Raw genomic sequence first — 12,615 nt, 5'->3', positions numbered from 1 at the left:
TATTGCATTATGTTCAACTGGCTGATACTAACACTCCAGAAATATCCCGAAATAGCCGTCATGCTTACCCTGATGATAGGGTTTTATGTTGGAAAGATCCATATCAAGGGATTCACCCTTGGAACGGTAACGGGGGTATTGCTGACCGGTATTTTCATCGGCACCTATCATATCCCCATCCCCGACGGGACCAAATCAATTTTCTTTCTCTTCTTTTTGTTCTGTACCGGCTATGGTATTGGCCCCCAGTTTTTCGCTGCACTAAAAAAAGATGGCGCTCCACTGGCTGCGTTCTCATTTATAGTCTGCGTCAGTAGTTTGCTGCTTTGTTGGGCTATATCCTCATTATTGCATTTTGAAGTAGGAACAACTGCCGGGTTTATGTCCGGCTCCAATACCTGTTCTGCCATTATAGGCGTAGCCTCCAATAGTATTAAAGACCTGAATATTTCTGACGACCTGAAAAACCGTTATCTCGATCAGATACCGGTCGCTTATGCCGTTACCTATATTTTTGGTACCGCTGGTACTTCCTGGTTCCTGTCTGTAATAGGACCCTGGTTTATGTCGGGCAGCCGTGCAAAGCTGATCGAAGAAACCAAAGCCCTGGAAGCACAGCTGAGCGAAACCGGCGCCGGTGAAGAAGAACATGATATCACCAACGCTTATGATGAAGTGGCCTTCAGGGCCTACCTGCTTAGCAAGGAAACCATCGGCGACGGCAAAACAGTGACTGAACTCGAACATGTGCTGAAATCTAAAGGACGACTGCTCTGGATACTCCGCGTAAGAAGAGAAGGGAAGCTCATACCCATTACCCCCGACTTTCCCCTGCATGCCGGTGATATTGTAGCTGTCAGTGGACAACGTGTATCCGCCATCGGCGCCGATCCCTTACTGGGAAAGGAAGTAGCCGATGTGGAACTGCTTACCTTCCCCGTACAGGATGTGGTAGTGTACGTAAAAAATAAGAAAGTTATCGGACACCATATACGCAGACTCGATGCTGATCCCGCATTCAGAGGAATCAGTATCCGTAAACTAACCCGCGCAGGTATTGAGATTCCGTTATCACCCCTTACTTCGCTGGTTAAGGGAGATGTGCTCGAGCTAGTAGGTATTCAGGTAGATTTAGACCGGGCCATACCGCTACTGGGCTTCAAGGAAAAAACCGGTGTGGAAACAGATATCGTATACCTGGCAGGTGGTATCGTAGTGGGTACGTTAGTTGGTGCGTTGTCCTGGAAAATTGGAGCAGTGCCTATAGAACTCAGCACCAGCGGCGGTTCGCTTATTGCAGGGTTGTTCTTCGGATGGCTGCGCAGTGCCAGACCTACCTTTGGATTTATACCACCGTCTTCTCAGTGGGTACTTACCAAGTTAGGACTACACGTGTTCATTGCCATCGTCGGACTCACCTCCAGTGAAGGATTCCTTACCGGATTAAAACAGGAAGGCCTCACACTATTTGTTGCAGGTATCGTACTTAGCCTTTCGCCTATGGTGCTGGCATTGTTCCTGTCTAAATATGTGTTCAAATTCCATCCTGCCATAGGCCTGGGGGCCTGCGCCGGCGCCCACGATGAATCCGCGCCGTTGCTGGCGGTACAGGATGCCCTCAATAGTAAAGTGCCCGCATTGGGATATACTGTAGCCTATGCAGTAGCCAATATTACACTGACTACTTCAGGCGTGATCATCGTACTGCTAATGACCCATGGAAAATAAATCCGACAACTTTTTAACATTTCTTTTTGTTGATAACATAAATACCACTAGCTTTGCGTCCCAACAGTCTATAGGAATAATAGGGTAATAAATAGAAACAAATGAAAAGGAAGTATTTCTTAAAAGACCAGCCATTCAGTTTTGTATGTTCGTCGTGTTGTGCCACCGCGCGAATGTATTGTTGATCGACCACACAAAATCGCTGTCTGCAATCACATAATTAACGGGACCATCGCTCAAAACGCCTGACCATTACCGGTATCAGGGATGACATCGCTTTGCCCATATAAACCGCATAAACCTCCAATTCTCCTCTTATGCTACAACGTCTATTACTTGTTCTCGTGCTGTTAGGACCCCTCTTGGGTTTCGCGCAGATACGCACCGTAACTGGTACCGTCTATTCGGCCAGGGAAAACCAACCATTGCCCGGAGCGACCATCGTGGTGGCAGGCACCACACAAGGGGTGACCTCTGCCGCTGATGGTACCTTCAAAATTGAAATCAGCAACCCGGCTGCTACCAAACTTATTGTTAGCTATATCGGTATGAAACAACAGGAAGTAGCTATCACTACCACGCCTATACGTATTGCCCTCGAATCCGGTGGCAAGGATATCGACGAAGTAGTGGTTATCGCCTATGGTACCGGTAAAAAGAACTCCCTCACAGGCTCTGTTGCGCAGATTAAAGGAGCTGACCTGGCAGACAGGCAGATCTCCAGCGTATCCAGAGGCCTGCAAGGACAAGTGGCCGGCGTACAGAGTACCGCCCAGAGCGGACAACCAGGAACAGATGCCACCATCCGTATCCGTGGTATCGGCTCTATCAACGCATCTGCTGATCCGCTTTATGTAGTGGATGGTGCGCCATACTCCGGTAGCATCAACGCTATCAACCCTTCTGATATTGAATCTATCTCCGTACTGAAAGATGCCGCCTCCAGCGCATTATACGGTTCCCGTGGTGCCAACGGTGTCATCATCATCACCACCAAAAAAGGAAAAGGTAAAGGTAATATAGGCGTTCGCGTTGCACAGGGCTTCTCTAAACGCGCAGTGAAAGACTATGCACAGGTAAGTACCGACGATTATTTCCGCCTGTACTGGGAAGCACTCCGCAATACCAACGTGACCAACGGCATGACGGCTGCACAGGCCGCAGCCAGTGCCAGCGGCAATGTTGTCGGCGACCTCGGCATCAACCCATACGGTACAGCCATCGATGAACCCGTAGGCACCGACGGTAAGTTGGTAGCCGGTGCTCACCCGCTCTGGAACGACAACTGGGACAAAGCCATGCAGCAAACAGGCCAGCATACCCAGGCAGATCTCAACATCAGCGGCTCCAGCGAAAAATCAAGATATTATATCTCCGGCAGCTACCTCAACGATCAGGGTATCTATCTCGCTTCTGGTTTTAAACGTTATAACGTTCGCGCAAACATAGAAGCTGACGCCAAAAAATGGCTGACAGTAGGCTTGAACCTCTCTGGTGCACATTCCGAGCAGCAGGCGCCTCCTTCAGACGACAGCCGCTCAGACAACTACGTGAACTATGGCCGTCTGATGCCTTCCTTCTATCCGATCTACGAACGTGACCCTGCAACCGGTGCCTATATCCTCGATGCCAAAGGCAACAGGATTTTTGACTATGGCGATTATCGCCCTTCTGCAAATAATCCTAATACCAACCTGGTTCAAACGGCAGGCATCGATCTTCATAACGTAATGAGAGATGATGTGTCTGCCCGCACCTTCGGACAGGCAACCATCTGGGACGCACTGAAATTTAAAACTACTTTCAGCGTCGACTATTCCCAGTTAATGAACCACGACTATACGAACCCTACGCTGGGCTTCGACGCACCAATTGGCGGTACAGTAGATCGCGGTAGCTTCCGCACCTTCAGCTGGACATGGAACAACATCTTTACCTACGAAAAAACATTTAATCAGATACACCACATTAATTTGCTGGCAGGCCAGGAAGCGTATAAATACAATTATACCTTTATCGATGGTAACCGCTCCGGTTTCTCTCTGCCAGGACTTACAGAGCCTGCTGATGCAGCAGTACTGCTGGGTTACACCGGTTTCTCTGACAACTACACCCTGAGTAGCTACCTGTCCCGCGCAGAATACGACTATAAAAACAAATATTTCTTCTCCGCATCATTACGCCGCGACGGATCCTCCAGGTTCTCTCCTGATAAACGCTGGGGTACCTTCTGGTCGCTGGGTGCTTCCTGGAAAATGAATGAAGAAAGCTGGCTGAAAGAGAAAGACTGGCTGGATGCCTTAACCCTCCGCGCCAGCTACGGTGCACAGGGTAATGATAACCTCGGTACTTTCTATACCTATCAGTCGCTCTATGTTGTAAACAGTAACCTGGGTGAAGGTGGTACTTATCGTGATACACTCAGCAACCCTAACCTGAAATGGGAAACTAACCTGAACCTCAACGTGGGCGTAGATTGGTCTATGTTCGACAACAGGTTTGGTGGTACCGTGGAATTCTTCCAGCGTAAATCCCAGGACCTGCTGTTCGCATTACCTAAAGCCCCATCTACCGGTTATGCTTCCATCAGCCAGAATATCGGCGCTATGCGTAATAATGGTATAGACGTAACCCTGCGCGGCGTACCGGTTAAAACAAAAGACTTTAGCTGGACGGTGAACCTGAACATGACCCACTATAACAACAAGGTTACCTCGTTACCACAGAAAGAAATTATCAGCGGTACGAAAAAATTAATGGTAGGTAAATCTATTTATGAATTCTACCTGCGCGACTGGGCAGGAGTAGATGCCAAAACAGGCGCCCCGCTGTGGTATGTAACAGATCCTACCACCGGCGCAAAAACAACGACATCCAACTATAGCGCTGGTACACTTTACTATTCAGGCTCTGCGCTGCCGGATGTTTATGGAGGTCTGACCAATACGTTTACTTATAAAAACTTCGCGTTTAGCTTCCTCTGGGCTTATTCCCTGGGTGGTAAGGTACTGGACAACGATTACGTTTACCTGATGCATACCGGTAACAACCCTGGTCGTTCCTGGTCTTCAGAAATCCTGAACCGCTGGACACCGGACAATACCAACACCAACGTGCCGGCACTGACTACCAACAACACCAACTGGACATCCAACTCTACCCGCTGGTTATATGATGCTGCCTATGCACGCCTGAAAAACGTGAACCTGAGCTATTCATTCCCGGCTACACTGATGGACAAGGCGCACCTGCACGGGTTAACTATCTATGTACAGGGAGAGAACCTGCTGACCATCTACGGTCATAAAGGTATGGATCCTGAACAGAACGTTAACGGAGTTACCTATTACCGCTACCCGGCTTTGAAATCATTGTCTGCCGGTATTAACCTGAATTTCTAAAAACTGACCCATGAAAAAGAACAGATATATACTTACCGCTTTACTGGGTACCGTGTTGCTAAGTGCTTGCAGCAAGGACTTTCTGAAGCAGGATCCTACCAATCAGGTGCCTGATGATCAGGTATTCACTACCGCCGACAACGTGGAAACCGTTATCAATGGTACATGGGCTTATGCCATGGAAACATTCTTCACCTATGCTGTTCCGGGGTATAATTCTATTGCCCGTGCCAGTGATGCCATGGGAGATGATATCGCCGTTACCACCAAATACGGATTGCGTGATGCATATACCTTTGTGGAGATGGTAGACAATACCAAAAACCGCGTGAGTGCTTACTGGACGATTCTTTATAAAGTGATCGATAATGCCAACAGCATTATTACCAGGGTTGATGGCGTGAGCGGCGATGCTACGCAGAAAGCACGTCTGAAAGGACAAGCTTATGCATTGCGTGCCATGTGCTACCTGAACCTGGCTTCTTTCTACCAGTTTAATCCGATCGTTGATCCGAACGCACCGGCAGTGCCTATTTACCTGGAACCTACCACTGCAGCAACTGCAGGCAAGCCTCGTTCTACTATTAAACAGGTATACGACCAGGTGATCGCTGATCTGCTGGCTGCTGAACCACTGGTAAAAGGTTATGACCGTGGAGATGCCAGCAAGAAATATAAAATTGATTATAATGTGATAGAAGGACTGCTGGCACGTGCTTACCTGCAAACGCAGCAATGGGGGCTCGCACAGCAGAAAGCTGCTGCCGCTCGCCAGGGCTATCCGCTAATGTCCGGTGATGACTATCAGAAAGGCTTCAGCGATGTGAGCAATGCAGAATGGATCTGGGGCCACCCGCAAACACCTAACCAGAGCAATGCGAGCTACAACTTCCACTTCCTCGACGTGAGTGATCCGGGCTCTTATTACTATAGCTTCATGGCGGATCCTTTCTTCAAAAATTTCTTTGATAACGGTGACATCCGTACGAAATTATTCGACTGGGATACACTGCCATCACAGGAAGGTTACCTGCGGTACAAGAAGTTCCGTTTCCGCGATCAGACGGCGCTCATTGGCGATTTCGTACTGATGCGTGCTGCCGAAATGGTGCTGATAGAAGCGGAAGGTTATGCACGTGCCGGCGATGCTACCAACGCAACCCTGCGTCTGAATGAGCTGAGAGGTGCACGTAGCGCATATCTCTACAAGCAAGGCACCGGTAACATCATTGATTCTATTATGATCGAGCGCAGGAAGGAACTATGGGGCGAAGGGTTCTCTTTGTCTGACATCATTCGTACCAACGGTACGGTAGTGCGTAAAGCCTTTACATCCTACACCGGTGGCGATTCTATTATCAATGTGCCCCGTGCAGACGGTACTTTCAAACAGGTGAAGGCAAAAGGCCACAGAACATTGAAATTCCCTGATGGTACTTCTTTTGTTCCGCAGAGTAAATATTATCTCTTTGCGATTCCTTTGTCGGAAGTACAAAACAATCCTAACTTATAATTGGAGTAACATATAAAAAAACGTAGGGCCGGTCACGTTAGTTGACCGGCCCTATATTTTTTATGTTTGCAGATGATTAGAAGATATATGGAATAAAGCGCTTGGTGTGCTGCATATAGTCTGCATACTCCTGGCCAAACTGTTTTAGCAGGGCTCTTTCTTCAATGCGGATACGATAGATAAATACGAAGAATACAGGTATTACCACCGCAAAGAAGCTGTACCAGCTATTGGTGGAAATGCCAAAACCGATAAAGGAGAGGAGGGAGGCCGAATAGGAAGGATGTCTAACCAGCCGGTACATGCCATCTTTTTTTACCTGGTGGCCTTCCCGTATCGTCACCATTACGGTGAAATACTTTCCTAGCTGGGCAACTGCGGCAAAACGGATCACCACGCCAATCAGGATAATAATCAGGCCGCCATAATGTACGGTGACACCATCCGGTGCGATCCTGGCGCCTGGCTTACCAGATAGCCATACAGCGGCACTGATACCCGCTGCGATGACGACCCAGATGGCTGTCAGACTGCCACGGTCCTGGTTTTGTTTGTCGGTATTGCTGCCGCGAAGCGCGCGGTTGAGCCAGATTTCAGATGCCAGCCACAGGCAATAAATTACAATAGTCAAGGGATGCATAAACAGGAATTATTGGCTTAATATACGTTTTTTCGTGGATACTAAATACCCTTTCACTGGCTTTGTCAGTTTTGCCTGCAATATCTTACATTGCAGTAAAATTAGGTGCTATGGAAAATCTGCAAGCGTTAATCCAGTCTTCAACTCCTTTACTGATAGATTGTTATGCTGTCTGGTGCGGCCCCTGTAAAATGGTTCCGCCGATATTAAAAGAGGTGAAGGATAAGATGGGAGATAATCTCAGAATTATTAAAATTGATGTAGATAAAAACCCGCAGTTTTCGGCCCAGTGGCAGATCAGTAGTATTCCTACATTGATGCTGTTTAAAGAAGGTAAACTATTGTGGCGACAGGCAGGCGTAGTGCCGGCACATCAGTTGTTGCCGATCATTCAGCAGAAAATTGCTTAAAATAACGGACATAAAAAAGCGGGTCTCTACACAGTAGCGACCCGCTTTTTTTATATAGATAATATTGTTGGCTTACATCACACTGTAAAACGTTTTCAGTTCGCGTTCCATGTCCACATAAATCGGTTTGGTAAATTCCAGGAACAGCTGATCGGGTGGAGGAGGGAGTAGTTCACGTCCGCCCATCATTTTCTGGTCTTCTTCAGATAGAGCGCGGTTGTCGCCACGGTAGGTGCCGAACTGATTTACCCAGGTATAGCTGCCGGGAATCCGGTTCTGGCGCAGCACCTTACTATCCATGGTGTTGATGATACGATAGTCCAGCATACCTTTGGATACTACTGTTTGCCGGGTAATAAAGACGGTTGCCTTTACTGTTTTATATTTTTTAATTTCTTTTCCGGTAGAATCTTTACTGGTACTTTCTACGATTTCTTTTGAAACATCGCGCTGGGTGCGGTCTACATAGGTCTGACCAACGATGAAGTCAAAGAAATGCAGTTCCAGGTACTGGTCTACAGGCACTTTATTGGCGTTGGCGAAGCTTTCATCGTAGAACTGTACGAATGTATTGATATGCTGGCTTTGCACATTGCGAACAAGGAAGTCCCTGAACTGATCAGCAGAGAACTGGAAATAAGGGGATCTGATATCGATCTGGCTGATAGCGACGTTGATAACGGCGCGCTGATAGGCCAGGTTTTTCAGGTCCTGGGCATTCCGGTAGTTCTTTACCAGTTTCAACGCTTCATCAAACTCGTAATAGGCGTTGCGTGCGCTGGCTTTGTCGCCGGCATCCAGGAGGTAGGTGCCGCGGTCGTAGCGCTCCTGTGCTGCCATTTCCAGGGCGCCTTTGATAGCGGCGGAATAATCTTTGGGTGTTACCACTGCCAGGGCAGCAGGACTGTTATGAATGGCGTTAAAGAGCGTTTGCATGGAGCGGTATTCCATGCGGATCTTTTCCCATTTCAGCTCATTGTTTTCCTGTATCAGGCGGGTAGCATTGGCTTCATGGTGTTGGAAAGACTGCTTATACGCATCAGGGAGCAGGCGCAGGGCGGTGGCATCGTGGGGCCTGCGTTGCAGCTTTTTTACAAATGCCATTACTGCTTCATCGTAGCGGCCTTTGTTATAAAGCTTTTCGCCGGATTTACAGGAGAAAATGAATAACAGCGCCAATACACAGCATACAGATTGTATCCTTCGGGATAATAGGTTGTTGGAATGCACCTGGGTAGATTTTAGGGATATGTTGACTGACTATTTAAATTGTCTCCTCAACTCTCTGTCCGACTCACGTTGTTTGATGGATTCGCGCTTATCATGGAGCTTCTTACCTTTACCAATGCCGATTTCCATTTTTGCCAGGCTCTTTTCATTGATAAACATTCTCAAGGGGATGATGGTATAACCCTTTTCCTTGATTTTGTTTTCCATTTTTTTGAGTTCTTTCCTGGTGAGTAACAATTTTCTTTCACGCAATGGCTCGTGGTTGGCGGCAGTGCCGTGGGAATACTCTGCGATATGCAGGCTTTTTACAAACAATTCTCCTTTGTGGAAATAACAGAATGCATCATTAAAGCTCACTCTGCCAGCACGGATGGATTTAATTTCCGTACCGGTTAATACGATACCGGCAATATACTTGTCTTCTATTGCGTACTCAAAATATGCCGATCTGTTTCTTAATTCTGCCATAGATGTGTGATTACAAAAATGCTTTATGAGTATAGACCATGCCTATAACCCATAAAGCACTTTACGTAATGTTTATTTTTTGAACAGTGAAAGTACTGTTCCCAGTTTGGTCTTCAATTCTTTTCTGTCCATGATGAAATCCAGGAAGCCATGTTCCAGCAGGAACTCTGCGCTCTGGAATCCTTCAGGAAGGTCTTTTTTAATCGTTTCTTTGATGATCCTCGGACCTGCAAAGCCGATCAGTGCACCTGGTTCCGCAATGTTGAGATCGCCCAGCATGGCATAGGATGCAGTAACACCGCCAGTGGTAGGATCCGTCATCAGGGAGATGTAAGGTAATCTTGCATCAGCAAGCTGTGTCAGCTTGGCAGAAGTTTTAGCCATCTGCATCAGCGAAAACGCGCTCTCCATCATACGGGCACCACCTGATTTAGAGATAATCATCAGTGCGCTCTTGTTTACGATACAGTAATCAATCGCTCTGCTGATCTTTTCTCCCACCACAGAACCCATAGAACCACCGATAAAGTTGAAATCCATACAGGCTACTACCAGATCATATCCGTCTACTTTACCGGCACCTACTGTCATGGCGTCTTTCAGGCCAGACTTCTTCTGCGCGTCTTTCAACCTGTCAGCATATGGCTTCAGGTCTTTAAAGCCCAGAAAATCGGTTGGGTAGATATTGGGGAACAGCTCCTCGAACTGTTGGTTATCAAAGATGATCTCAAAATACTCAGCGGAGTTGATACGATTGTGATAGTTACACTTATCACAAACATAAAAATGCTCCTTCAGATCCTTAACAGTGGTGGTTTTCTTACAGTTAGGACATTTGTGCCACAACCCATCCGGTGCTTCTTTTTTCTCACTGGTGGTAGTGGAAATGCCTTGTTTAATTCGCTTAAACCAGCTTGACATATTCTGCTATTAGATTAGAAAATAGTGGTGCAAGATACGAATTAATGTATTACGTTTCACCCTAATTTTTTGCTAAATAGCAGATTGAGCAAGAAATCAGCCACTACAGTGATTTTGTATATGTTAAAAAGACAGGGAGTTATATTTAATATTTTATTTATATGCATCTGACTGTCAAAAATCTCATATCTGCAAAAAAATAAAACCCTGCCAATGGCAGGGTTTTATCATAAGGTCCGTAAACGGCTCACTTCAATGCTTATGCATTTCTGTTGATACAGTTCAGGTCCTGGAATGCTTCTTCCAGACGCTTAACAAAGGTTTCTTCACCTTTACGCAGCCAAACGCGTGGATCGTAGTATTTTTTATTAGGTTTATCTGCGCCTTCAGGGTTACCCAGCTGTGCCTGCAGATAGTCTCTCTTAGCTTCGTAGTAATCGTGGATACCTTCCCAGAATGCCCACTGCATATCTGTATCCAGGTTCATTTTGATAACGCCATAACCCAGGGACTCAGCAATCTGGTGTTTTGGAGAACCGCTACCACCGTGGAATACATAGTATACTGGTTTAGCTTTGGTGTTGAATTTCTGCTGGATATGATCCTGGCTGTTCTGCAGGATGATAGGACGCAGCTCAACATTACCCGGAGAGTATACACCGTGAACGTTACCGAAAGCAGCAGCAACAGTAAAGCGGCTACCAACTTTATTTAAGGTTTCGTAAGCAAAGGCAACATCTTCAGGTTGAGTATACAGTTTAGAGTTGTCTACACCAGAGTTGTCTACACCATCTTCTTCACCACCGGTAACACCCAGCTCGATTTCGATGGACATACCCAGTTTGTTCATTCTTTCGAAGTACTTGTGGGAAATTTCGATATTCTCTTCCAGCGGCTCTTCGGAAAGATCCAGCATATGAGAGCTGAACAGTGGCTGACCGTGCAGTTTGTGGAATTCTTCACCTGCATCTAATAAACCATCGATCCAAGGCAGCCATTTTTTAGCAGCATGGTCGGTATGCAGCACTACAGGAACACCATAGTATTTAGCAACTTCGTGTACGTGTTTTGCACCAGAGATAGCACCTGCAATGTTTGCCTGCAGTTTATCGTTAGGCATCCCTTTACCTGCGAAGAACTGAGCACCGCCATTCGAAAACTGTATAATTACCGGTGAATTCACCTTTGCTGCTGTTTCCAGTACTGCGTTTACTGAGTTAGTTCCTACTACGTTCACGGCAGGCATTGCAAATCCGTTGTCTTTGGCATCGTTATACAGCGCATCCAGCTCTTCGCCGAATAATACGCCAGCTCTGTATTTTCCCATACTCTAAAAGAAATTTGTTTTTAGGAAGGCAAATATAAGGAGTAAATAAGAAGATTTATAGCGAAATAAGAATTTACAACAATCCTTTAAAATACAAAGGGATAATTGTACTTTGTACGCCACTACTTTTATTACATACACATCCTGCCCGCAAACCCTTACGGGTATACGTTCCTGTTATTAATTAATATGCTTTGCGCAAACCGGCCATCAGCCCGGAAAAATATGCAGTGGCTTCGCGCAGCCTGCTGCCATACCAGCTAAACATTTCCCCGTTTACCAGCTGCACATCCGCATCCGGCACCATTTCCCGGAATTCGGTTAAGTGCTTATCCTTAAAAGGGTAGGGTTCTGAAGACAGTAGTATCAGCCTGCAGCCGCTGTTCCTGATATCGTCAGGCGTTACAGCCGGGTACCGTGTAAGGTTGCCAAAAACATTGTGCAGTCCGCAATGCTGCATCATCTGGTGAATAAACGTATCGCCGCCGGCCGTCATATATGGCTCGCGCCAGATGAAGTAGGCGGTAGGAACAGGCGTCACCAGTGGCTTCAAGGCGGAGAAATCACTCCTGATCTCGGCTATCAGGGCCGCCGCACGGGCAGACGTCTGTGTGATGGCGCCCAGCCCCGCAATCATTTCCAAGGCATTTTTCAGGTGATGTACATCGCTGACCCATACCGGGTAATCGGCCATCAGCGCTGCTACATCTTCCCGGGTATTCTCCTCTTTATTGGCAATGATAAGGTCGGGTTGCAACTCCCGGATCACATCAAAATTTACTTTCTTGGTGCCGCCTACACGTACTTTGGTCCTGAACCAGCTGTCGGGGTGCACGCAGAATTTAGTAATGCCTACCACCCGTTCGTCCAGGCCCAGACTATATAGCAGCTCTGTCTGGGAAGGCACCAGCGACACAATGCGTGCCGGTGCCTTATCCAATATAATCGTACGTTGGAGCTGATCGGTATATTCCATG

Annotated in this window: 10 protein-coding genes; 4 read left to right on the top strand and 6 right to left on the bottom strand. The window is 47.0% G+C overall.

Annotation, left to right across the window (positions count from 1 at the left end; all coding sequences use genetic code 11):
• Positions 1-9: 9 nt before the first annotated feature.
• From aspT to F3J22_RS23035, 3 genes are all read left to right on the top strand, one after another.
• Complete coding sequence (aspT, locus tag F3J22_RS23045) at positions 10-1,728, top strand: aspartate-alanine antiporter (protein WP_167020277.1); 1,719 nt, start codon at positions 10-12, stop codon at positions 1,726-1,728.
• A gap of 317 nt (positions 1,729-2,045) precedes the next feature.
• Complete coding sequence (locus F3J22_RS23040) at positions 2,046-5,129, top strand: TonB-dependent receptor (protein WP_167020276.1); 3,084 nt, start codon at positions 2,046-2,048, stop codon at positions 5,127-5,129.
• Between the two features lie 10 nt (positions 5,130-5,139).
• Positions 5,140-6,642: a RagB/SusD family nutrient uptake outer membrane protein gene (locus F3J22_RS23035; RefSeq protein ID WP_167020275.1), complete on the top strand. Its 1,503-nt coding sequence runs from the start codon at positions 5,140-5,142 to the stop codon at positions 6,640-6,642.
• A gap of 76 nt (positions 6,643-6,718) precedes the next feature.
• Here the strand turns inward: F3J22_RS23035 and F3J22_RS23030 are convergent, their stop codons facing one another.
• Complete coding sequence (locus F3J22_RS23030; RefSeq protein WP_167020274.1) at positions 6,719-7,282, bottom strand: isoprenylcysteine carboxylmethyltransferase family protein; 564 nt, start codon at positions 7,280-7,282, stop codon at positions 6,719-6,721.
• 110 nt (positions 7,283-7,392) lie between these two features.
• Here F3J22_RS23030 and trxA point away from each other — a divergent pair, with 110 nt between their 5' ends.
• A complete protein-coding gene (gene trxA, locus F3J22_RS23025; protein ID WP_167020273.1) occupies positions 7,393-7,692 on the top strand; it encodes a thioredoxin in 300 nt (99 codons plus the stop codon).
• Between the two features lie 72 nt (positions 7,693-7,764).
• Here the strand turns inward: trxA and F3J22_RS23020 are convergent, their stop codons facing one another.
• From F3J22_RS23020 to F3J22_RS23000, 5 genes are all read right to left on the bottom strand, one after another.
• On the bottom strand, positions 7,765-8,922 hold the full coding sequence (locus F3J22_RS23020) for a hypothetical protein (protein WP_167020272.1): 1,158 nt from the start codon (positions 8,920-8,922) through the stop codon (positions 7,765-7,767).
• A gap of 30 nt (positions 8,923-8,952) precedes the next feature.
• Positions 8,953-9,390: an SsrA-binding protein SmpB gene (gene smpB, locus F3J22_RS23015; protein ID WP_167020271.1), complete on the bottom strand. Its 438-nt coding sequence runs from the start codon at positions 9,388-9,390 to the stop codon at positions 8,953-8,955.
• Positions 9,391-9,462: 72 nt separating this feature from the next.
• Complete coding sequence (gene accD, locus F3J22_RS23010; RefSeq protein ID WP_167020270.1) at positions 9,463-10,311, bottom strand: acetyl-CoA carboxylase, carboxyltransferase subunit beta; 849 nt, start codon at positions 10,309-10,311, stop codon at positions 9,463-9,465.
• A 259-nt stretch (positions 10,312-10,570) separates the two neighbouring features.
• The gene (fbaA, locus tag F3J22_RS23005; protein ID WP_167020269.1) at positions 10,571-11,638 is read right to left on the bottom strand and encodes a class II fructose-bisphosphate aldolase; all 1,068 of its coding nucleotides are present in this window, start codon (positions 11,636-11,638) and stop codon (positions 10,571-10,573) included.
• Between the two features lie 184 nt (positions 11,639-11,822).
• On the bottom strand, positions 11,823-12,614 hold the full coding sequence (locus F3J22_RS23000) for a helical backbone metal receptor (RefSeq protein ID WP_167020268.1): 792 nt from the start codon (positions 12,612-12,614) through the stop codon (positions 11,823-11,825).
• Position 12,615: the final 1 nt, after the last annotated feature.

Source organism: Chitinophaga sp. Cy-1792 (genome assembly GCF_011752935.1).
Classification (GTDB): domain Bacteria; phylum Bacteroidota; class Bacteroidia; order Chitinophagales; family Chitinophagaceae; genus Chitinophaga.
Note: the sequence above shows the minus strand (reverse complement) of the source record. Positions and strands in the feature narration are given on the sequence as shown.

Coding starts and splice junctions, on each gene's coding strand:
- aspT (WP_167020277.1), top strand. CDS start 10: ATGTTCAACTGGCTGATACTAACACTCCAGAAATATCCCGAAATAGCC.
- F3J22_RS23040 (WP_167020276.1), top strand. CDS start 2,046: ATGCTACAACGTCTATTACTTGTTCTCGTGCTGTTAGGACCCCTCTTG.
- F3J22_RS23035 (WP_167020275.1), top strand. CDS start 5,140: ATGAAAAAGAACAGATATATACTTACCGCTTTACTGGGTACCGTGTTG.
- F3J22_RS23030 (WP_167020274.1), bottom strand. CDS start 7,282: ATGCATCCCTTGACTATTGTAATTTATTGCCTGTGGCTGGCATCTGAA.
- trxA (WP_167020273.1), top strand. CDS start 7,393: ATGGAAAATCTGCAAGCGTTAATCCAGTCTTCAACTCCTTTACTGATA.
- smpB (WP_167020271.1), bottom strand. CDS start 9,390: ATGGCAGAATTAAGAAACAGATCGGCATATTTTGAGTACGCAATAGAA.
- accD (WP_167020270.1), bottom strand. CDS start 10,311: ATGTCAAGCTGGTTTAAGCGAATTAAACAAGGCATTTCCACTACCACC.
- fbaA (WP_167020269.1), bottom strand. CDS start 11,638: ATGGGAAAATACAGAGCTGGCGTATTATTCGGCGAAGAGCTGGATGCG.
- F3J22_RS23000 (WP_167020268.1), bottom strand. CDS start 12,614: ATGGAATATACCGATCAGCTCCAACGTACGATTATATTGGATAAGGCA.